The organism is Kitasatospora sp. NPDC088391 (assembly GCF_044753345.1).
Taxonomy (GTDB): Bacteria; Actinomycetota; Actinomycetes; order Streptomycetales; family Streptomycetaceae; genus Kitasatospora.
The window spans coordinates 256,977-278,150 of the sequence record NZ_JBIVNB010000005.1 but is presented as its reverse complement, the minus strand read 5'-3'; the positions used below and the strand labels follow the sequence as shown (position 1 = coordinate 278,150).

Sequence of the window (21,174 nt, the reverse complement as noted above, 5' to 3'; positions counted from 1 at the left end):
CGGACCGCCGGGGCGGCCCCCGCGGCGTTTCCCCGGCGCCCCGGGAACCGGCCGACCGGGTGCCCCGTCCAACTCCCGTCAAGGAGACGGCCATTGAACGGGGGACGCGCGATGCGCGGACGGAGCACCATCCTGGCGGCGGCGCTGGGGGCGCTGCTGCTGAGCGGCTGCGGGTCGGCCGGACCGGCGGGGCCGGACCGACCTGACGGAGCGCCACTGCCGACGCTGCTCACCGCCGGGCCCGAGGTGCGACCCGCCACCGGCTCGGCCGCCGAGCAGGCCGCCCGGGTGGCCGCGGCCTGGCCCGGCTCGGCCGCCCAGCAGGCCTGGGAGCACGGCTACTACCCGGTCGACGCCTCCGCGGAGTGGCTGCCCGCCGACGCCTTCCACAGCGGCACCGACAAGGCCGCCTACCTCAACGGGCACCTGGAGCTGCGCACCGCGCTGCCGGTCTCGGTCTCCGGCCTCTCCGAGGTCCGGTTCGCCGACGGCTCGACCCTCGCCCTGCCGCAGCGCTCCGCCCAGGACGTGCTGGACGACCTCACCCACCACGGCGCCTGCTCCGGGGACTGCGGCGCCCGGCTGACCGTCACCGCCGTCCGGCCCGGCACCGCCGAGGTGACCACCAGCCGCGGCCGGGCCACCATCGCCACCTGGGAGTTCACCATCGAGGGCTACGCCGCGCCGTTCCGCTACCCGGCCGTGCGCCCCCAGCAGCCGCCGCCCGCCACCGTCCCGACCTGGTCCGGCGACGGCATCGCCACCGGCCTGCGCTCGGTCTCCGCCGACGGGCTGGTGCTCACCGCCGGCGTCCCGTTCGGCTGCGCGACGCCCGACCCCGGCACGGTCTACGAGACCGACCTCGCGGTGGTGCTGATCGGGCACGCCACCCCGCGCAGGCTCGGCCCGCACGAGGCGTGCGCCACCGCCCTGTACTCGGTCCCGGTCGAGTTCCGGCTCGCCCGCCCGCTCGGCACCCGGGTGGTCCTCGGACTCGCCGACGGGCGGCCGCAAATCCCGCTGACAGCCCTCGTCCGGCCCCAGTAGCCTGCCGCCATGCCGACGACCACCACCGACCGCCTGCTGCTGCGCCCCTGGGGCCCGGCCGACCGCGACCGCGCGTACGACATCTACTCGCGCTGGGAGGTGGCCCGCTGGCTCGGCGCCGAACCCCGCGCGCTCGCCTCGCCCGAGGAGGCCGACGCCCTGGTCGGGCGCTTCGCCGACCGCTGCACGCCGGACGGCCGGTTCGGCGTCTGGGCCGTCGAGGTCCGGGAGACCGGCGTGGTGGCGGGCTCGGTGCTGCTGGTGCCGATCCCCGGCGGCGACGGCGAGGTCGAGGTGGGCTGGCACTTCCACCCCGACAGCTGGGGCCGCGGCTACGCGACGGAGGCGGCCCGCGCCGTCCTGGAGCGGGCGGGCCTGCCCGAGGTGCACGCCGTGGTCCGCCCCGGCAACGACCCCTCGATCGCGGTCTGCCGCCGCCTGGGCATGACGCCGCTGGGCCGCACCGACCGCTGGTACGGCACCGAGCTGGAGGCTTTCGTGCTCCGCGCGGAGCACTGAACCCGCTTGCGGGACCGTGCCCTCGACGGCGCGGCCCCGCGGTGACGGAGCGTCAGAACGGGAACTGCGAGCGCCCGTGCTGGATCGAGATCCACTTGACGGTGGTGAACGCCTCGATGCTGCTGTCGCCGTTGAGCCGCCCGGTGCCGGAGCTCTTCTCGCCGCCGAACGGGACCACCGCCTCGTCGGCGATGGTGCCGTCGTTGACGTGCATCATGCCGGTGTCGATCCGCTGGGCGAACCGGACGCCGCGCTCGACGTCCGCGGTGTGCACGGCGCCGGAGAGCCCGAACGGCGTGTCGTTGGCGATCCGGACGGCCTCGTCCTCGCCGTCGAACGGGATCAGCAGCGCGACGGGGCCGAAGACCTCGCGGCGCAGGATCGGCGCGTCGGCCGGGATGTCGGTCAGCACGGTGGGGCGGACCAGGGTGCCGACGGTGCTGCCGTGCAGCAGCGGGCGGGCGCCGTCGGCGATCGCCCGCTCGACCTCGCCGGTGATCGCCTCGGCCTGGGCGGAGTTGATCAGCGGGCCGAGCTGGGTGGCGGGGTCGCCCGGGTCGCCGACCACCAGCGAGGCGGCCTTGGCGGTGAACTTCTCGCTGAACTCGGCGAAGACGGCGCGGTCGACCAGGATGCGGTTGGCGGCCATGCAGATCTGGCCCTGGTGCAGGTAGCGGCTGGTCACCGCGGCGTCGACGGCGTAGTCGAGGTCGGCGTCGTCGAGCACCACCAGGGCGCTGTTGCCGCCGAGTTCGAGCACGGTGCGCTTGAGGTGGCCCGCGGCGACGGTGGCGACGTGCCGACCGACCGAGTCGGAGCCGGTGAAGGAGATCACCTTGGGCACGGGGTGCTCGATGAAGGCGTCGCCGATCTCGGCGATGTCGGTGAGGACGACGTTGAGCAGGCCCGCGGGCAGGCCGGCCTCCTCGAAGACCTTGGCGATCAGGGTGCCGCCGGTGACAGGGGCGTCCTGGTGCGGCTTGAGGACGACGGCGTTGCCGAGGGCGAGCGCGGGGGCGACGGCCTTCAGCGAGAGGAACACCGGCGCGTTGAACGGGCTGATCACGCCGACCACGCCGACCGGGAGCCGGTAGAGCCGGTTCTCCTTGCCGGGCACCGGCGAGGGCAGGATCTTCCCCTCGGCGCGCAGCGCGAGCGAGCCGGCCTCCCGCAGCATCTCCCGGACCAGCGAGAGTTCGAAGGCGGACTTGAGCAGGGTGCCGCCGAGTTCGGCGGTCATCGCCCCGAGGATCTCCTCCTCGCGCTCCTCGACCACCCGCAGCGCCCGCTCGAAGACCAGCCGCCGCTCGTAGGGGCTGGTGGCGGCCCAGGCGGGCTGGGCGCGCTCGGCGGCGCGGTAGGCCCGGTCGATCTCCTCGGCGGTGGCCACCGTGAAGGAGGCCAGCTTCTCGCCGGTGTAGGGGTCGAGGTCGACGATGTCCCAGGAGCCGCTGCCCGGCTGCCAGCGGCCGTCGATGTACTGCTGGGCGAGTTCCGCGATCAAGGACATCGGAGGACCCTTTCGGCGCTGATGATCACCTACTGACGGATCATCATCTTAATTGCGCACTAGCCCTCTTGGAGGATCTCCGCGAGAAGCTCCCGGGTTCCGTCCTCGGACAGCGCGGCCGCCGCGACCCGGTCCAGCGCCTCGGCGTACTCCTCCACCTCGGCCGGCTTGTCCAGGTACAGCGCGGTGGTGAACTGCTCGACGTAGACCACGTCCGCGAGGTCCGGCTCGGGGAAGCAGAGCAGCGTGAACGCCCCGCTGTCGGCCGCCAGCGCGCCCATCCCGAGCGGCAGCACCCGCAGGCTGATCGTCTCCCGCAGCGAGAGCTCGGCCAGCCGCTCCAGCTGGGCCCGCATCACCTCCTCGCCGCCGCACGGGCGGCGCAGCGCCGTCTCGTCCACGATCAGCTCCAGCCGGGCCGCCGTCCCGGCCGCCAGGTAGCGCTGCTGGCGGCGCAGCCGGACGGCGGCGCGGCGCTCGATCTCCTCCTCGGGCGCGGCGGGGCTGCCGGCCCGCATCACGGCGTGCACGTACTCGGGGGTCTGCAGCAGGCCCGGCACGAACTGCACCTCGTAGCTGCGGACCAGGTTCGCGGCGTCCTCCAGGTTGAGGTACGTCTGGAACCAGCCCGGGATGACGTCCCCGTAACCGTGCCACCAGGCCGGGGTGTTGGTCTCGCCGACCAGGCCGAGCAGGGCGGCCCGGGACTCCTCGTCCTCCACCCCGTACAGCGTCAGCAGGTCCGCGACGTCGCGCTGCTTGAAGCCGACCCGGCCGAGCTCCATCCGGCTGATCTTCGACTCCGAGGCCCGGATCGAGTAGCCCGCGTCCTCCCTCGTCACGCCCCGGGACTCGCGCAGGCGGCGCAGTTGGGCGCCGAGCTGGATGCGACGCGCGGTCGCACCGCTGCCCGTCTGCAGGCCAGTCATGCAAACCTCCGCCCAGGAGCGACCGTCGGAATCCCGTGGGATGCAGTCTGCCACTGCGCGGCGACACTCCGCGAGGGCCTTCCGGTATTTGGCCGAGTCCGTTGTGGACCGCGGGTTTCGCCGCCGGTCAGGACAGCGCCGGGAGCACGCCCGGCAGTTCGGCCCGGGACGCCACCCCGAGCTTGGGGTAGGCCTTGTACAGGTGGTGTCCGACGGTGCGGGCGCTGAGGAACAGCTGGGCGGCGATGTCCCGGTTGGACAGGCCCTGCGCGGCCAGCCGGACGATCTGCGACTCCTGCGGGGTCAGCCCGGCCACCGCGCCCGCCGGGGCGCCGGCCGGGGACGCGCCGGTGGCGTCCAGCTCCAGCCGGGCCCGCTCGGCCCAGGACGGCGCGCCGAGCCGGCGGAAGGTCCGCTCGGCGGAGCGCAGCGGCGCCCGGGCCTCGGTCTTGCGGCGGGCCCGCCGCAGCCACTCGCCGTGCAGCAGTTCGGTGCGGGCCTGCTCCCAGGGGCGGGGCTGTTCGGCGTGCGCGGCCAGCGCGTCCCGGTAGCAGCGCTCGGCGAGTTCGTCGGGGGCGAGCAGTGCCCGGCAGCGGTGCACCAGGGCGCGGGCCCAGGGCCGGCCGCTGTGCGCGGCCCAGCGCTCGAAGCGCGCCACCGGCCCGGCGAGCGCCTCGACGGCCGAGGGGTCGACGGCCCGCAGCCGGACCGCGGCCTCGACCAGGTCGGGCACCGAGCGGATCGCCGCCACCTGGAAGTGCTGCGCGCCGCCACTGAGCGCGGCCAGTCGGGCGTACCCGTCCTCGGCCCGGCCGGCGCCCAACTCCAGCAGGCCGAGCGCCCATTGGGCCCACGGGGTACCGGCGCCACCGCGGGCCCGGGCCTCGGCGGCGTGCGCCCGGCAGGCGTCCTCCGCGCCGCGGAGCGCCGCCAGGTGGGCGAGGAAGCCGTGCAACTGTCCGGCCCACAGCGGCTGTCCGCTGTCCTCGGCCAGGGCCAGCGCCTCGGCGGCGTGCTCGGCGGCGGGGCCGGGGCGCCCGTCGAAGAGTTCGGCCTCGGCGAGGAAGAACAGCAGGGTGGGCAGGGTGCCGAAGGCCCCGGTGGCGCGGGCCTCCCGGACCAGTCGGCGGGACAGGTCGAGCACCTCCTCGTCGTGGCCGGGCACCAGCGCGGCGCCGCAGGGCAGCACCAGGTCGACCGGGACGGCGGCGCCCGCCGCCCGGGCGGCGCGCTCGGCCTCCGGCAGTCCCGGCTCGGCGGGGCGCGCCGCCGGGTTCCGCCCGGCGGGCTCGCCGGTGTGCTCGCCGAGGGCGGCCGCGAGCTGGGCGACCAGCGGCACCAGCGGGTCGTCGGCCGGGAGTTCGAGGGCGGTGAGCGCGCCGAGGGTGTCCCGGACGGCGGCCGCGTCGTCGTACCAGGCGGCGTGCACGGCCTGCACCAGGACCCGGGCGGCCGGGCCGGGGGCCGTGGCGGCGACCAGCGCGGCGGCCTCGCGCAGCCGCCGGTGGGCGGTGCGGTGCTCGCCGCGCCAGAACTCGGCGACACCGCGGGCGTGCAGCAGGTGGGCCCGGGTGACGGGGTCGGCGCCGGGGCCGTCGGCGGCCAGCGCCAGCCGCTCGGCCCGGTCGGTCTCCCCCGCCTCCAGTGCGGCCTCCACCGCCTGCACCGTCAACTCCCTTGCCCGGGAGGGGTCCTGGCTGAGCCGGGCGGCCCGCTCGTAGGCCGCCGAGGCGCCGGTGTGGCCGCCCCGCAGGGCGGCGCCGGCCGCGGCGGCGGCCAGTTCCTCGGCCACCGCGTCGTCCCGGCCGGTGGCGGCCAGCGCCAGGTGCCAGGCCCGCCGCAGCGGCTCCCCCGGCCCGTGCGCCCGGGCCAGCGCGGCGTGCGCGGCCAGCCGGTCGGCGAGCGGGGCGCGGTCCACCAGGGCGGAGCGCAGCAGCGGGTGGCGGAAGGCGGCCCGACCCGCCGTCAGGTCGATCCGGAGCAGGCCCTGTTCCTCGGCCGGCCGGAGGTCCTCGGTGGTCAGCCCGCACTCGGCGGCGGCCCGCAGCAGCACCTCCGGCGCGCCGGTCTCCTCCAGCGCGGCCAGCAGCAGCCACCGCTGGGCGGCCCGGGGCAGTCGGCTGACCTGCCCGTGGTAGGCCAGCCGGAGCCGTCCGGCGGGTGGCAGCCCGCCCGGTGCGCCGCCGTCCGGGAGCTCGACCAGCGCCAGCGGGTTGCCCCGCGCGGCGGCCAGCACCCCGGCGGGGTCGGCGAGTCGGGGCGCGGCCCGGCGCAGCAGTTCGGCCGCCGCGGCCTCGTCCAGCGGCCCGACCCGCAGCTCGGGCAGGCCGGCCGGCTCCGGCCCGTCCGCCCTGGTGGCCAGCAGCAGCGCGACGCGCTCCGCGCCGAGCCGCCGGGCGGCCAGGTGCAGGGCCTCCGCGGACTCCTGGTCGGCCCACTGGAGGTCGTCCAGCAGGACCAGCACGGGCGCGTCCTCGGCGAGGTCGCCGAGCAGGGTGAGAACGGCCAGGCCGACCAGCAGCCGGTCCCCCACCGGTCCGTCGGCCAGCCCCAACGTCCTTTGCAGTGCGGCCCGTTGCGGTCCCGGCAGCCCGGCGGCCCGGTCGAGCGCCGGCCCGAGCAGCTGGCTCAGCACGGCGTACGGGAGCCGGGCCTCCGACTCCACCCCGGCGGCCCGCAGCACCTGCCACCCCCGGGCCGCCTCCGCCGCCGCGGCCAGCAGCGCGGTCTTCCCGATGCCCGGCTCGCCGCGCAGCACCAGCGCCCCGGCCCGCCCGTCCGCCGCCCCGGCCAGCAGCCGGTCGAGCGCCGCGCGTTCCGTCCCCCGTCCGTACAGCATGGGTCGACCCTACCGATACGTGACCGATTCCCCGGGGCGGCGATCTGCGTACCTTCGTGTCCTGCCAGGGAAACCGCAGCTCAGAAGGAGAACACCATGGACCTGCAGCACCTCGCCGAGCGCTACCTCGCCGCCTGGAACGAGACCGACCCGGCCGCCCGCCGCAAGCTGGTCGAGGAGACCTGGGCGGCGGACGGCGCCTACACCGACCCGCTGGTCGCGGTGCGCGGCCACGAGCAGTTCGACGCCACCCTGGCCGCCGTCCAGGCGCAGTTCGCCGGCCTGGTCTTCACCCTCGGCCCGGTCGACGCCCACCACGACGTGGCCCGCTTCACCTGGGAGCTCGCCCCGGCGGGTGCCGCCGAGCCGCTGGTGGTCGGCTTCGACGTCCTGACGGCGGCGCCGGACGGCCGGATCGCCACCGTGGTCGGCTTCCTGGACAAGGTCCCAGCGGCCTGAACGCACGGGCCCGGGAACGACAGCGACGCCTGCCCTTACCTGGTCGGGGAATGGGCAGGCGTCGTAATAACCGGTCCCGGCGGCTCTGGCGGGTCGGTGTTTGTCGGCCGTGGCCCCCGTGCGGGGGGCCCGGGCGTTCGGGGGGCGGTGGTCGGTCAGACCACCAGGGGACGGTCGGTCGGCTTGATCGGGGCGGGGAGCGGGGTCTTGCCACCCAGGTACTTGTCGACCGCCGCGGCGGCCGAACGGCCTTCCGCGATCGCCCAGACGATCAGCGACTGACCGCGACCGGCGTCACCGCAAACGTACACCCCGTCGACGTTGGTGCCGAACTTGCCGTCCCGGCCGACGTTGCCGCGGGCGTCGAGGTCGACGCCGAGCTGCTCCACCAGGCCGTTCTTGACGTCGGTGCCGGTGAAGCCCATCGCCAGGGTGACCAGCTGGGCCGGGATCGACCGCTCGCTGCCGGGGACCGGCTCGAACTTGCCGTCCTTGAACTCGACCTCGACCAGGTGCAGTTCCTGGACGTTGCCGTCCTCGTCGCCCGCGAAGTGGGTGGTGGAGACGGAGTAGACCCGCTCGCCGCCCTCCTCGTGCGCGGAGGTGACCTTGTAGGTCATCGGCATGGTCGGCCAGGGCTGGCCGGCCGGGCGCTCCTCGGAGGGCCGCGGCATGATCTCCAGCTGGGTGACCGACAGGGCGCCCTGGCGGTGCGCGGTGCCGACGCAGTCCGCGCCGGTGTCGCCGCCGCCGATGACGACCACGTGCTTGCCCTTGGCCGAGATCGGGGAGTCGACGTAGTCGCCCTCCTGGACCTTGTTGGCCAGCGGCAGGTACTCCATCGCCTGGTGGACGCCGTTCAGCTCCCGGCCGGGGACCGGCAGGTCGCGGGCGGTGGTGGCGCCGGCCGCGATCACGACCGCGTCGAAGCGCGAGCGCAGGTCCTGGCCGCTGATGTCGACGCCGGCCTCGACGCCGGTGCGGAACCGGGTGCCCTCCGCACGCATCTGCTCGATGCGGCGGTTGATGTGGCGCTTCTCCATCTTGAACTCGGGGATGCCGTAGCGCAGCAGGCCGCCGATCCGGTCGGCGCGCTCGTACACCACCACGGTGTGGCCGGCCCGGGTGAGCTGCTGGGCGGCGGCCAGGCCGGCCGGGCCGGAGCCCACCACGGCGACGGTCTTGCCGGACAGCCGCTCCGGGACCTGGGCGGCGACGCCGCCGCGGTCCCAGGCCTTGTCGATGATGGTGACCTCGACGTTCTTGATGGTCACCGCGTCCTGGTTGATGCCCAGGACGCACGCCGACTCGCACGGAGCCGGGCACAGGCGGCCGGTGAACTCCGGGAAGTTGTTGGTGGCGTGCAGCCGCTCGATCGCGCCGGCCCAGTCGTCCCGGAAGGCGAGGTCGTTCCACTCGGGGATGAGGTTCCCGAGCGGGCAGCCGTTGTGGCAGAACGGGATGCCGCAGTCCATGCAGCGGCCGGCCTGCTTGGTGATGATCGGAAGGAGGCTGCGCTCGACGTAGACCTCGTTCCAGTCCCGGAGCCGGACGTCCACCGGACGGCGCTCCGCGAGCTGCTTGGGCGTGGTCAGGAAGCCCTTGGGGTCAGCCATGTGCCGCCTCCATCATCTTGCGAGTGGTGTCGGCCTCGGAGAGGCCGTCGCGCTCGGCAGCGTCCTTGGCGGCGAGCACGGCCTTGTAGTCAGTCGGCATGATCTTGGAGAAGCGGGAGACGCCGCTGCCCCAGTCCGCCAGGAGCTCGGCGGCGACGGTGGAGCCGGTCTCCTCGTAGTGCTGCTGGACGGTCTCGCGCAGCCACTCGCGGTCGTCGGCGCTCGGGGCCTCGATGCCCACCATGCCGCTGTTGACGTTGGCCGGGCGGAGGTCGAGCACGTAGGCGATGCCGCCGGACATGCCCGCCGCCAGGTTGCGGCCGGTCTCGCCGAGGATCAGCACCCGGCCGCCGGTCATGTACTCCAGGCCGTGGTCGCCCACGCCCTCGACCACCAGGGTGGCGCCGGAGTTGCGGACCGCGAACCGCTCGCCGGCCTTGCCGCGCAGGTGGATCCGGCCGGAGGTGGCGCCGTAGCCGATGGTGTTGCCGGCGATGACGTGGTTCTGCGCGTCGGCGCCGATCGCGGCGGCGTCCCGGGCGGGACGGACCACGATGACGCCGCCGGACAGGCCCTTGCCGACGTAGTCGTTGGCGTCGCCCTCCAGGCGCAGCGTGACGCCGCTGGGCACGAAGGCGCCGAAGGACTGGCCGGCCGAGCCGGTGAAGGTGACGTCGACGGTGCCCTCGGGCAGGCCTGCGCCGCGGTACCGCTTGGTCACCTCGTGGCCGAGCATGGTGCCGACGGTGCGGTTGACGTTGCGGATCGGCAGCTGGATGCGGACGGCCTCGCCGCGCTCCAGGGCGTCCTCGGCCAGCTCGATGAGCTGGTTGTCGAGGGCCTTGTCGAGCGCGTGGTCCTGGCCGGTGGTGTTGTGCAGGGCCGCGCCCTCGGGCAGCGCCGGGACGTGGAACAGCGGGGCCAGGTCGAGCCCGGCGGCCTTCCAGTGCTCGACGGCGGCCTGCGCGTCGATGTGCTCGGCGTGGCCGACGGCCTCCTCGATCGAGCGGAAGCCCAGCTCGGCGAGGATCTCGCGGACCTCCTCGGCGATGAACTCGAAGAAGTTGACCACGAACTCGGGCTTGCCGGTGAAGCGCTCGCGCAGCACCGGGTTCTGGGTGGCGACGCCGACCGGGCAGGTGTCGAGGTGGCAGACCCGCATCATGATGCAGCCGGAGACCACCAGCGGGGCGGTCGCGAAGCCGAACTCCTCGGCGCCCAGCAGGGCGGCGATGACGACGTCGCGGCCGGTCTTCAGCTGGCCGTCGGTCTGCACCACGATGCGGTCGCGCAGGCCGTTGAGCAGCAGGGTCTGCTGGGTCTCGGCGAGGCCGAGCTCCCAGGGGCCGCCCGCGTGCTTGAGCGAGGTGAGCGGCGAGGCGCCGGTGCCGCCGTCGTGGCCGGAGATCAGCACCACGTCGGCGTGCGCCTTGGAGACGCCCGCGGCGACGGTGCCGACGCCGACCTCGGAGACCAGCTTCACGTGGACGCGGGCCTTCGGGTTGGCGTTCTTGAGGTCGTGGATCAGCTGAGCCAGGTCCTCGATGGAGTAGATGTCGTGGTGCGGCGGCGGGGAGATCAGGCCGACGCCCGGGGTCGAGTGCCGGGTCTTCGCCACCCACGGGTAGACCTTGTGGCCGGGCAGCTGGCCGCCCTCGCCGGGCTTGGCGCCCTGGGCCATCTTGATCTGGATGTCGTCGGCGTTGACCAGGTACTCGGAGGTGACGCCGAACCGGCCGGAGGCGACCTGCTTGATCGCCGAGCGGCGCTCGGGGTCGTACAGGCGCTCCGGGTCCTCGCCGCCCTCGCCGGTGTTCGACTTGGCGCCGAGCCGGTTCATCGCGATCGCGAGGGTCTCGTGCGCCTCCATCGAGATGGAGCCGTAGGACATCGCGCCGGTGGAGAACCGCTTGACGATCTCGGAGACCGGCTCGACCTCGTCGATCGGGACCGGGGTCCGGCCGAGGCCGTCCAGCTGGAACAGGCCGCGCAGCGTCATCAGGCGCTCGGACTGGGCGTTCACCCGGTCCGTGTACTGCTTGAAGATGTCGTAGCGCTTGGTGCGGGTCGAGTGCTGGAGGCGGAAGACCGTCTCCGGGTCGAACAGGTGCGGCTCGCCCTCGCGGCGCCACTGGTACTCGCCGCCGATCTCCAGCGCGCGGTGCGCGGCGGCGATGCCGGAGGCCGGGTACGCCTTGGCGTGCCGGGCGGCGGTCTCCTTGGCGATCTCGTCCAGGCCGATGCCGCCGAGCTTGGTGGTGGTGCCCGCGAAGTAGGCGTCCACCAGGTCCTGGGCGAGGCCGATGGCCTCGAAGACCTGCGCGCCGCGGTAGGAGGCGACGGTGGAGATGCCCATCTTGGACATCACCTTCAGGACGCCCTTGCCGAGCGCGTAGATCAGGTTCCGGATCGCCTTCTCGGGCTCGATGCCCTGGACGAACACGCCCTGCTGGACGAGGTCCTCGACGGACTCCATGGCCAGGTACGGGTTGACCGCGCCGGCGCCGTAGCCGACCAGCAGCGCGACGTGGTGCACCTCGCGGACGTCGCCGGCCTCGACCAGCAGCGACACCTGGGTGCGCTGCTTGGTGCGGATCAGGTGGTGGTGGATCGCCGAGGTGAGCAGCAGCGACGGGATCGGCGCGTGCTCGGCGTCCGAGTGCCGGTCGGAGAGCACGACGATGCGGGCGCCGTCGGCGATCGCGGCGTCGGCCTCGGCGGCGATCTCGGCGAGCCGGGCCGCCAGGCCCTGGCCGCCCGCGGAGACCTTGTACAGGCCGGAGAGCGTGACGGCCTTCAGGCCGGGCTGGTCACCGTCCGCGTTGACGTGGACGAGCTTGGCCAGCTCGTCGTTGTCGATCACCGGGAAGGTGATGCCGACCGAGCGGCAGTGCGCCGGGGAGGCGTCCAGCAGGTTGCCCTCGGGGCCGAGGTTGCTGTGCAGCGAGGTGACCAGCTCTTCGCGGATCGCGTCCAGCGGCGGGTTGGTGACCTGGGCGAACAGCTGGGTGAAGTAGTCGAACAGCAGGCGCGGCTTCTCGCTGAGCGCGGCGATCGGCGAGTCGGTGCCCATCGAGCCGAGCGCCTCGCCGCCGGTCTTGGCCATCGGCGCGAGGATGACCCGCAGCTCCTCCTCGGTGTAGCCGAAGGTCTGCTGACGGCGCGTCACCGAGGCGTGGGTGTGCGCGATGTGCTCGCGCTCGGGGAGCTTGGCGAGCTGGATCTGCCCGGCGGCGACCCACTCCTCGTAGGGGTGCTCGGCGGCGAGGGCGGACTTGATCTCCTCGTCCTCGACGATCCGGTGCTCGGCGGTGTCGATCAGGAACATCCGGCCGGGCTGCAGGCGGCCCTTCTTGGCGACCTTCTCCTGGTCGATGTCGAGCACGCCGACCTCGGAGGAGAGCACGACCAGGCCGTCCTCGGTGATCCAGTACCGGGCCGGGCGCAGGCCGTTGCGGTCCAGGACCGCGCCGATCCGGGTGCCGTCGGTGAAGGTGACGCAGGCCGGGCCGTCCCAGGGCTCCATCAGGTTGGAGTGGTACTGGTAGAACGCGCGGCGGGCCGGGTCCATGGTGGCGTGGTTCTCCCACGCCTCCGGGATCATCATCAGCACCGCGTGCGGCAGCGAGCGGCCGCCGAGGTGGAGCAGCTCCAGGACCTCGTCGAAGGACGCCGAGTCGGAGTGGTCGGGGGTGCAGATCGGGAAGATCCGGTCCAGGTCGCCGGGGATCAGGTCGGTGGCGAGCTGGGACTCCCGGGCGGTCATCCAGTTCCGGTTGCCCTTGACCGTGTTGATCTCGCCGTTGTGCGCGACGAAGCGGTACGGGTGGGCGAGCGGCCAGGACGGGAAGGTGTTGGTGGAGAAGCGCGAGTGCACCAGGCCGATCGCGGAGGCGTAGAGCCGGTCCGACAGGTCGGGGAAGAAGGGCTCCAGCTGGCCGGTGGTCAGCATGCCCTTGTAGACCAGGGTGCGGGCGGAGAGCGAGGGGAAGTACACCCCGGCCTCCCGCTCGGCGCGCTTGCGCAGCACGAAGGCGACCCGGTCCAGCTCGACGCCGGTGCGCTCGCCGTGCCCCACGAAGAGCTGGCGGAAGCGCGGCATGACGGAGCGGGCGGTGGCGCCCAGCAGGTCGGGGGTGACGGGGACGTCGCGCCAGCCGAGGACAGTCAGGTCCTCCTCGGCGGCGATGACCTCGATCCGGGCGGCGGCGGCCGCGGCGGCCTCGTCGTCCTCGGGGAGGAAGGCGATGCCGACGGCGTAGGAGCCGGCGGCGGGCAGCTCGAAGTCGACCTTGGCGCGCAGGAAGGCGTCCGGGACCTGGGTCAGGATGCCCGCGCCGTCGCCGGAGTCCGGCTCGGCGCCGGTGGCGCCGCGGTGCTCCAGGTTGCGCAGCACGGTCAGCGCCTGCTCGACGATCTTGTGGTCGGCGATGCCGGTCAGCGTGGCCACGAAGCCGACGCCGCAGGCGTCGTGCTCGTTGCGCGGGTCGTACAGACCCTGGGCCTGGGGGCGCGCGTCCGGAACGAGGGCGTACGGGCCGGCGGCCTTCGCGTTCTCGTGGCCGGAGGGCGTGGATGCGGACAGCATCGGCTCTCCCGTCGTCGTAAACAGTTGCTCTATGCAAAGGGACGACGTTGGCCCTGATGCGATTTCGTGCAGGTTACATGATGCCCAACCGGCCGGGAAGTGGGATTCGTCGTCCACATCCCGGACATAATCCGCAGGTCACGGGCCGGATGGGGGGAGGCGCAGCGTCGCGCGTCCCCACCAGTGTGCCCTTCGCCCGAGCGGGCGAAACAGGGGCGAAACGCTCCCGTTGCACCCGCTCGGCCCCGCCGACCTGCGATTCCTCGGCGGACCACCGGCCCCGGGTGGGAATGTGCGGGTCGGTGACCGGATGACGAGACCAGGGCAAGGCGACCCGGCTCGACGCTGTGCGGAACATCACGCGGCGCGCAGCATAACCATGCAGTGTTATGGGTGTTCGTACAGGCCCGTCCGGGTGGCCGGTCAGCCGATCGCGCCGCCGATCAGCCGACCCAGCAGGTACGTCACGCCGGCCGCCGAGGCGCCCAGCACCAGCTGCCGCAGCCCGCTGAACCACCAGCTGCGGGCGGTCACCCGGGCCACCACGGCGCCGCAGGCGAACAGGCCGAGCACGGCCAGCAGCGCGGCCGGCCAGAGCGTGGTGGCGCCCAGCAGGTAGGGCAGCACCGGCAGCAGCGCGCCGAGCGCGAAGCAGCCGAACGAGGAGACCGCGGCGACCAGCGGCGAGGGCAGGTCGTCCGGGTCGACGCCGAGCTCCTCGCGGGCGTGCACGGCCAGTGTGGTCTCCGGGTCGGCGGACAGCTGGCGGGCCACCTCGCGGGCCAGCTCCGGGTCGACGCCCTTGGCCACGTACAGCTGGGCCAGCTCGGCCAGCTCGCCCTGCGGGTTGCGCCGCAGCTCGATCCGCTCGGCCTCCAGCTCGGCCTCGACCAGCTCGCGCTGGGAGGCCACCGAGGTGTACTCGCCGGCCGCCATCGAGAACGCGCCCGCCGCCAGGCCGGCCAGGCCGGTCAGCACCACGGTGCTCGGGGCGGCGGCGCCGCCGACCACGCCCGTCATCAGCGCGAAGTTCGACACCAGGCCGTCCATCGCGCCGAACACGGCCGGGCGCAGCCAGCCGCCGTTGACGTCCCGGTGGTGGTCGGCGTCGGGTATCCGGGCCTGCGGACTGTCGGTGGGCTGGTCGGTGGTGATGGTGCTCATGCGGCGGCTCCCCTTCCGGGCACGGCGAATCCCCCTGGCCGCGCGTCGGCCGGGCTCGGGTCTGCTAGTGCCCCTCGAACCTAGCCGTTCCACCTGCGACGTTCCAGCAAAGTAAGCCTGCCCAAAGGCAGTTGGGGCCGCCCCCGCGCGATCGGCGGGAACGGCCCCGGGGTGGGCGGCGCGCTTGCTCAGGAAGGCTTCTCGACGTCCTTCGGAGTGCTCTTCCCGATGTCGACGGGGGTGGCCGCGGACTCCTCGGCGCCGTCCGCGGGCGGCGCGGCGGCCTCGGTCCCGAGGGTGGCCGCGGCGGCGGCCTCGGCGGCCTCGGCGCGCTCCTTGGTGGCCTGCGGGTCGATCGCGTCCGGGTCCTCGCGGCCGGGGCGGAGCCTGCCGGTGACGACGAAGGCGACGATCGCGCCGACGAAGACCAGGATCGCGGTCCAGTCGTTCAGCCGGAGGCCGAAGAAGCGGTGCGCCTCGTCGATCCGCAGCCACTCGGTCCAGAACCGGCCCACCGTGTAGGCGGCGACGTACAGCCAGAACGCCCGGCCGTGGCCGAGGGTGAAGCGCTTGTCGGCCCAGATCACCAGGACGGCGACCAGCACGCACCAGATCGACTCGTACAGGAACGTCGGCTGGAAGACCCCCTTGATCACCTCGCCGTTCGGCAGGGTCTTGTCGATCTCCAGGCCCCACGGCAGCGTGGTGGGGCGGCCGTACAGCTCCTGGTTGAACCAGTTGCCCCAGCGGCCGCAGGCCTGGGCCAGCGCGATGCCGGGGGCGATCGCGTCGGCGTAGGCGGGCAGCGGGACGCCGCGGCGGCGGGCGCCGATCCAGGCGCCGACCGCGCCGAAGGCGATGGCGCCCCAGATGCCGAGGCCGCCCTGCCAGATCTTCAGGGCGTCGATCGGGTGCTTGCCCTCGCCGAAGTAGAGCTGGTTGTCGGTGATGACGTGGTAGAGCCGGCCGCCGACCAGGCCGAACGGCACCGCCCAGACCGCGATGTCGCCGACGGTGTGCTTGCCGCCGCCGCGGGCGACCCAGCGCTTGCTGCCGAGCCACACGGCCACGACGACACCGATGATGATGCAGAAGGCGTAGGCGCGCAGCGGGATCGGCCCCAGGTCGAGGACGCCCCGCGACGGGCTCGGAATGTATGCGAGTTCCATGGCAAGCCCGACGCTACCGTGTCCCGCCCGCCGCACCGGCACCGGAGCGGGTCACGGTCGCGTCACTCCTCCCCGCGAGGTCAGGGGGAGGGCGGGGTGTTCGACTCGCCGGCGGTCGAGGACGGCGCCGGGCTCTGGCCGTGCGAGCCGGGGGTGCCGAGCTTCTTGCCCTGGTTGGCCTCGTCGACCCACTTCACCAGGCTCTCCGGGCTGATCTGCTCCTCGCCCTTCTTCGGGTACACCGGCTGGCCGTTGAGCAGCACCGTCGGGGTCGACTTGTAGCTGGACTTGTCGAAGTCCTGCTGGACGGCGGAGACCCAGCCGGAGAACTTGCCGTCCTTCACGCAGGACTGGAAGGCCGGCGTGTCCAGGCCCGGGACCTGCTTGGCCAGGTCGATCAGGGTCTGCTTGCTGCCGAAGGTGTCCTCGGTCTCGTCCGGCTGGTTGCGGTACAGCACGTCGTGGTAGTCGCGGAAGTGCCCGGCGTCCTGCGCACAGCCCAGCGCGTTCGCCCCGTACTTGGAGCCGTTGCCGCCGAGCGAGCGGTCGATGAACGAGACGATGTGGTAGTTGACGTAGATCTTGCCGGCGTCCTCCAGCTGGTCGATCGTCGGCGAGAAGCTCCGCTCGAAGCTGCCGCAGGCCGGGCAGCGCGGGTCCTCGTAGACCGTCAGCGTGGACGGGGCGTCGGAGCCGCCGACCGGGATCACCAGGTTCTTGTCGCCGATGGTGCCCGCCGGGGCGGCCTGCGGGGTCTCCGGCTTGGAACGCTGGTTCTGCACCGCCACGCCGATCCCGACGGCCGCCGCGATCACGGCGACCACCACGCCGCCGACCACCAGCTTCTTGTTCCGCCGGGCCTTGGCCTCGTCGGCGGCCCGGGCCTCCTGCATCCGCTCGCGGGCGTTGCGCTTGCCTTCTCGGTTCTTGTCGCTCATGTTCTCGTCGCTCATCGGTGCTCGGGCCGGTCCGGGGGGCGGCTCTGGTCGGGGTGGCGCTCGCGGGTCGGGGCGGGGCCGGTCAGGCCGCCAGCCAGGCGTCCAGCGAGAGCTTGGTGCGGGGGCGCAGGATCAGCCACGCCGACAGCAGCAGGAAGCCGGAGTCGCGCAGGATCTCCTGCAGGTACTCGGTCTGCGACTCGTCCACGGCGCCGCCGCCGCCGAAGCAGCCGCAGTCGATCGAGATGCCGCGCGCCCAGGCGGAGGAGATGCCGGCGATGAAGACCAGCAGCAGCACGGCGGAGACCACCGCCACGATCCGCACGCCCAGGCCCAGCACCAGCAGGACGGCCAGCGCCAGTTCGAGGAACGGCAGGCCCCAGCCGACCGGCTTCACCAGCGACTCGGGCAGGATCTCGTAGGCCCGCACGGCCTGCGCCGCCTCGGCCGGGTCGGCGACCTTCGCCAGGCCCGCCCAGCCCCACACCACGGCCAGGCCCAGCCGCACCACCAGCCCGATCCACTCGGCGGCCGGGCCGTCCAGCACCCGGCGCAGGCCGTTCACCCGGCCGCGGTCGGCGTGCTGACTGGCCATCGGTTCCCCCATCGGGCGTGTTCCGGACGTTCGCTGCCTGATGAACCGTAGGGGACGGCGGGTGGTTCCTCCGCTTTGGGGAGTTAAGCCTTATGGGGGATGGTGTGCGGTCAGATGTCCGACTCTTCGGATCATCGTCCGGGCGGCCCGCAGCGCGGCACCGGCTGTTCCCAGGACGGCGGTTGGGCGCACACCACCGCCTCCCGCTGGGCCCGCTCCGCACCGCGCCTGGCCAACTCCCGCTCCACCCCGGAGCTTCCGGCGAACGCCAGGCCGAGCGCCAGCCCGGCCGCGGCGGCCCGCGCCAGCACCGGCCGCTGCACCCGCACCATCCGGATCTCCTTCCGTCGACGAACCGTCTTCCCGGTCAACGGGGGCGGACCGCCCCGGGTGGCCCGGAGCCCGGGATTTCACCCGTACCGGTGACCGGCCGTCCGGCGGTGCGGCAGAACGCCGGACGGGGCCCCGACCGGTGGGGTCGGGGCCCCGTCCGGGGGCGGTGCGGCGGCGGTGCGGCCTTGGTACAGCGGCGGTGCGGCGGGCTAGAACGCGGGGGCCAGGCCCAGCAGTTCGCCCAGCCGGCGGATCGCCGCCGGGGACTCCCGGTGCAGGGCCGCGATGTCCAGGCCCTCGTCGCCGAGCACCATCAGCAGGGCCCGGTCGCCGATCGCCAGCACCACCACGTAGCCGCCGTGGCAGCGGGTCACCACGTCGCGCAGGCCACCGAGGCCGACCTCGGCGGCGGTGCGCTGCCCGAGGCCGAGCATCGCGGCGGACAGCGCGGCGGCCGACTCGGGGTGCACGGCGGCCGTGTCCGCGGCGACCAGCAGGCCGTCCGCGGTCGCGACCACGCTCTCGGTGATGCCCAGGACCCGGTCGCGGAGGGACTTCAGCTCGTCCACGAGGGCGGTGGGCGACGTCTGACTGCTCATGGTGCGGTCTTCTCGCTTCTCTCGGTCGGTCGGGTCGGCCCGGCGGGCGGGACGGGCGGGGACTGCGGTGCGCGGGCGGCCGGGGCCCGGCCGCCCGGGACGCGGCGCGGCAGCGGGCCGGTGGCGGCCGGCGGCGGCCCGTCCGGCGGGGTGCGCGGCGCGACGCCCGGCACGCCCGGGGGCGGCTCGGCCTCCCGGTGCAGCAGCCGCCGGGCGTCCAGCCGGGCCAGGTCCAGCAGCACCGCGAACAGGCCGCGCCCGAGGGCGAATCCGAGGTCGCGGGCGGTGCGCCGGCCGGTGGCGGCGGCCAGCAGCTCCCGCTGGCGGGCCGGGAGCCGCCCGGCGGCGGCCGGGGCCGGGGAGGCGGGGCGCGGCCGGAGCCGGGCCCGCGCGGCGGGCGGGCCGCCGAGCGCGGTCAGCAGGGCCGTCCGCCGGGCGGTCTCCTCGAACATCCGCCGGGGCTCGACGCCCGGGCGCAGCGCCAGCGGGGCGGGCGCGTCCGCCGCCGCGATGCGCCACTCGCCGGGGCGGGCCAGCACCAGGGCGAACGCCCCGTCGAAGACGGCGGAGGCGCAGACGGCCTCCAGTTCGGCGGCGCCGATCGCCCCGCGGGCCACCAGCAGCGCGCCCAGGTCGGCGGCGGGCCCGGCCGGGAGCGCGGCCGCGGCGGCCCGCCAGTCGGCCTCGGTGATCCGGCCGGACTTCAGCAGCAGGGTCTGCGGGCCCGGGGCGGCGGGGGTATCGACGGCGGTGACCAGCCCGTGCTCCAGGTGGATCGTGCCGCCGGGCGTGCTGGCGAGGGCGACCGAGCCGGTGAAGCCCTCGGCGCTCAGCGCCAGCAGCAGGGCCGGGACGTTGCGGGCGGCGGAGCCCGGTGCGCCAGCCCCGGCGCGGTCGTGGTCGCGGTCGTGGTCGTGGTCGTGGTCGTGGTGGTGGTCGCCCGTCATGCCAGCAGGTCCTCCGCCTCGTCGGTGCTCCGCCGGATCGCCAGCGCCAGGTTGGTCCGCGTCCGGTCGAGCAGGACGGCGAGCAGCAGCGGGTCGCCCTGACGGGGGATCAGCCGGACCACCTGGTGGTGCCGGGCGGTGGTGATCACCACGCTCTCCAGCTCGCCCGCGGCCCCGGCCGCGCCGAGGCCCTCGCCCACCAGGGCGGCCAGTTCGGCGAGTTCGGCCCCGGCGCCGAGCGGCCGGTGCTCGCCGAGGGCCCCGTGCTCCAGGCCGGTGACGGCGTCGGCGAGGACCGCGCCGACCGTGCCCGGGGACCCGAGCAGTTCGGCCAGGAACGCCTCGACCGCGCGCACCGCGCCCCCCTTCGTTCTCGAACTCCCGTGCAGCGTACTTTATTGCACGAATTCCGCGCGGTGCCCGCGGAGGTGCCTTCTTGCTACTTTGTCCCCAGCACGCGGGAGTTCCGCCCGAAAGTCACGCAAAGGACGAACAACGCATGAACATTGACAGCGCGCTCGCGGAGGCGATGGCCATCGACGGTGCCCTCGGGGTGGCCCTGGTGGATTACGAGAGCGGCATGTCGCTCGGCTTCGCGGGCGGCGGCCAGGCGCTCGACCTGGAGGTGGCGGGCGCCGCCAACACCGAGGTGGTCCGGGCCAAGCTGCGGGCGCTGGCCGCGCTGTCGCTGGACGAGACGATCGAGGACATCCTGATCACGCTGGGCGGCCAGTACCACCTGATCCGCCCGCTGGCTTCCGGCCGGGGCCCGTTCTTCCTGTACCTCGCGCTGGACCGCTCGCGCGGCAACCTGGCGCTGGCCCGGCACGGCCTGAAGCGCATCGAGGCCGAGCTGGCGGTCTGATCCGCGCCCGGCGGGCGAAAGCGGCGCGTGAGGATTCGATGACCGCCCGCATTCGGCGGCCGGGCGCCGCCCGGGAATTCGGCGCGGAATTCGGCCGGTGATTCCGGGCGGCGCGGCGGAATCGCGTGACATTCCGGTGACGGCGCGTCATGGAAGGGCGGCGGCCGGTCTCCCGGAACGGCGGTGCCCCGCCGCCCTCCCCCTGCGGGGCGGGCGGCGGGGCACCGTCGTCGCGGCGTCCGGCGCGCTACTTCCGGCGGACGCCCTCGGCCAGGTCGGCGGCGAGCGCCCGGACGGCGGCGGTGCCGGCCTCCGGACTCTCGGCGTCCAGCAGGCGCTGGACGAACGCGGAGCCGACGATCACGCCGTCCGCGAAGGACGCCACCTGGGCGGCCTGGTCGGCGTTCGAGACGCCGAGGCCGACGCAGACCGGCAGGTCGGTGGTGGCCCGGGTGCGGGCGACCAGGTCCTCGGCGAGGTCGCCGACGGCGGCCCGGGTGCCGGTGACGCCCATGACGGCGGCCGCGTACACGAAGCCGGAGCCGGCCGCGGTGACCTCGGCCAGCCGCGGGTCCTTGGAGGACGGGGCGACCACGAACACGGTGTCCAGGCCGAGTTCGGCGGCGGCCTTGCGCCACTCCGCGGACTCCTCGACCGGCAGGTCGGGCAGGATGCAGCCCGCTCCCCCGGCCGCCGCCAGGTCGGCGGCGAACCGGGCGGTGCCGTAGCGGTCGACCGGGTTCCAGTACGTCATCACCAGGACCGGGACGGCCGGGTGGGCGGCCGCGACCTCGGCGACGGTGCGCAGCACGTCCTTGGTCTTCACGCCGCCGCGCAGCGCGATGTCGTCGGCGGTCTGGATGACCGGGCCGTCGAGCACCGGGTCGGAGTGCGGCAGGCCGATCTCCACGACGTCGCAGCCGCCCTCGATCAGGGCGTCGATCGCGGCGATGCCGCCGTCCACGGTCGGGAAGCCCGCCGGGAGGTAGCCGATCAGGGCCGCCCGGCCCTCCGCCTTCGCGGCGGCCAGGGCGGTGGTGAGCTTGGTGTCGGCCAT

The 21,174-nt window shown here is 74.4% G+C and carries 18 protein-coding genes; 4 read left to right on the top strand and 14 right to left on the bottom strand.

The features are described 5' to 3' along the window. Positions 1-93 precede the first annotated feature (93 nt). Together ACIQBJ_RS17845 and ACIQBJ_RS17840 are read left to right on the top strand one after the other, a co-directional pair. Entirely contained in the window at positions 94-1,047 is a 954-nt protein-coding gene (locus ACIQBJ_RS17845) for a hypothetical protein (protein ID WP_400710537.1), read from the top strand. A gap of 9 nt (positions 1,048-1,056) precedes the next feature. Beyond that, on the top strand, positions 1,057-1,566 hold the full coding sequence (locus ACIQBJ_RS17840) for a GNAT family N-acetyltransferase (RefSeq protein ID WP_400710534.1): 510 nt from the start codon (positions 1,057-1,059) through the stop codon (positions 1,564-1,566). A gap of 52 nt (positions 1,567-1,618) precedes the next feature. Here the strand turns inward: ACIQBJ_RS17840 and ACIQBJ_RS17835 are convergent, their stop codons facing one another. From ACIQBJ_RS17835 to ACIQBJ_RS17825, 3 genes are all read right to left on the bottom strand, one after another. Continuing rightward, complete coding sequence (locus ACIQBJ_RS17835) at positions 1,619-3,076, bottom strand: aldehyde dehydrogenase family protein (protein WP_400710531.1); 1,458 nt, start codon at positions 3,074-3,076, stop codon at positions 1,619-1,621. Positions 3,077-3,135: 59 nt separating this feature from the next. Further along, positions 3,136-4,005: a helix-turn-helix domain-containing protein gene (locus ACIQBJ_RS17830; RefSeq protein ID WP_400710528.1), complete on the bottom strand. Its 870-nt coding sequence runs from the start codon at positions 4,003-4,005 to the stop codon at positions 3,136-3,138. Positions 4,006-4,132: 127 nt separating this feature from the next. Next, on the bottom strand, positions 4,133-6,844 hold the full coding sequence (locus tag ACIQBJ_RS17825; protein ID WP_400710525.1) for an AAA family ATPase: 2,712 nt from the start codon (positions 6,842-6,844) through the stop codon (positions 4,133-4,135). A gap of 96 nt (positions 6,845-6,940) precedes the next feature. On the opposite strand from ACIQBJ_RS17825, the gene ACIQBJ_RS17820 reads away from it, so the two are divergent. Further along, on the top strand, positions 6,941-7,303 hold the full coding sequence (locus tag ACIQBJ_RS17820) for a nuclear transport factor 2 family protein (RefSeq protein ID WP_400710522.1): 363 nt from the start codon (positions 6,941-6,943) through the stop codon (positions 7,301-7,303). Between the two features lie 155 nt (positions 7,304-7,458). Here ACIQBJ_RS17820 and ACIQBJ_RS17815 read toward each other — a convergent pair whose 3' ends face one another. The 10 genes from ACIQBJ_RS17815 to ACIQBJ_RS17770 all read right to left on the bottom strand — a co-directional run bounded on the left by ACIQBJ_RS17815 (position 7,459) and on the right by ACIQBJ_RS17770 (position 19,608). Further along, positions 7,459-8,919, bottom strand: coding sequence for a glutamate synthase subunit beta (locus ACIQBJ_RS17815; protein WP_400710519.1), 1,461 nt, complete (start codon positions 8,917-8,919; stop codon positions 7,459-7,461). Further along, a complete protein-coding gene (gltB, locus tag ACIQBJ_RS17810) occupies positions 8,912-13,507 on the bottom strand; it encodes a glutamate synthase large subunit (protein WP_400710516.1) in 4,596 nt (1,531 codons plus the stop codon). Before gltB ends, ACIQBJ_RS17815 begins: the two co-directional genes overlap by 8 nt. Before the next feature lie 423 nt (positions 13,508-13,930). Next, the gene (locus ACIQBJ_RS17805; protein WP_400710513.1) at positions 13,931-14,671 is read right to left on the bottom strand and encodes a VIT1/CCC1 transporter family protein; all 741 of its coding nucleotides are present in this window, start codon (positions 14,669-14,671) and stop codon (positions 13,931-13,933) included. Positions 14,672-14,859: 188 nt separating this feature from the next. Beyond that, the gene (gene lgt / locus ACIQBJ_RS17800) at positions 14,860-15,840 is read right to left on the bottom strand and encodes a prolipoprotein diacylglyceryl transferase (RefSeq protein ID WP_400710510.1); all 981 of its coding nucleotides are present in this window, start codon (positions 15,838-15,840) and stop codon (positions 14,860-14,862) included. A gap of 80 nt (positions 15,841-15,920) precedes the next feature. Beyond that, positions 15,921-16,778 (bottom strand): DsbA family protein, encoded by an 858-nt coding sequence (locus ACIQBJ_RS17795; protein WP_400710507.1) that lies wholly within the window; start codon positions 16,776-16,778, stop codon positions 15,921-15,923. A gap of 82 nt (positions 16,779-16,860) precedes the next feature. Continuing rightward, positions 16,861-17,373, bottom strand: a complete 513-nt coding sequence (locus tag ACIQBJ_RS17790) for a MauE/DoxX family redox-associated membrane protein (protein WP_400710504.1) — start codon at positions 17,371-17,373, stop codon at positions 16,861-16,863. A gap of 131 nt (positions 17,374-17,504) precedes the next feature. Then, a complete protein-coding gene (locus ACIQBJ_RS17785; RefSeq protein WP_400710501.1) occupies positions 17,505-17,705 on the bottom strand; it encodes a hypothetical protein in 201 nt (66 codons plus the stop codon). 210 nt (positions 17,706-17,915) lie between these two features. Beyond that, positions 17,916-18,305: a roadblock/LC7 domain-containing protein gene (locus ACIQBJ_RS17780; protein WP_400710498.1), complete on the bottom strand. Its 390-nt coding sequence runs from the start codon at positions 18,303-18,305 to the stop codon at positions 17,916-17,918. Then, the gene (locus ACIQBJ_RS17775) at positions 18,302-19,252 is read right to left on the bottom strand and encodes a hypothetical protein (protein ID WP_400710495.1); all 951 of its coding nucleotides are present in this window, start codon (positions 19,250-19,252) and stop codon (positions 18,302-18,304) included. Before ACIQBJ_RS17775 ends, ACIQBJ_RS17780 begins: the two co-directional genes overlap by 4 nt. Continuing rightward, positions 19,249-19,608: a hypothetical protein gene (locus ACIQBJ_RS17770; RefSeq protein ID WP_400710492.1), complete on the bottom strand. Its 360-nt coding sequence runs from the start codon at positions 19,606-19,608 to the stop codon at positions 19,249-19,251. The genes ACIQBJ_RS17775 and ACIQBJ_RS17770 overlap by 4 nt, the downstream gene beginning before the upstream one ends. Positions 19,609-19,751: 143 nt before the next feature. Between ACIQBJ_RS17770 and ACIQBJ_RS17765 the strand changes: the two genes are divergently transcribed. Next, positions 19,752-20,117: a hypothetical protein gene (locus ACIQBJ_RS17765; protein ID WP_400710489.1), complete on the top strand. Its 366-nt coding sequence runs from the start codon at positions 19,752-19,754 to the stop codon at positions 20,115-20,117. A gap of 247 nt (positions 20,118-20,364) precedes the next feature. Here ACIQBJ_RS17765 and trpA read toward each other — a convergent pair whose 3' ends face one another. Continuing rightward, positions 20,365-21,174 (bottom strand): tryptophan synthase subunit alpha, encoded by an 810-nt coding sequence (trpA, locus tag ACIQBJ_RS17760; RefSeq protein WP_400710486.1) that lies wholly within the window; start codon positions 21,172-21,174, stop codon positions 20,365-20,367.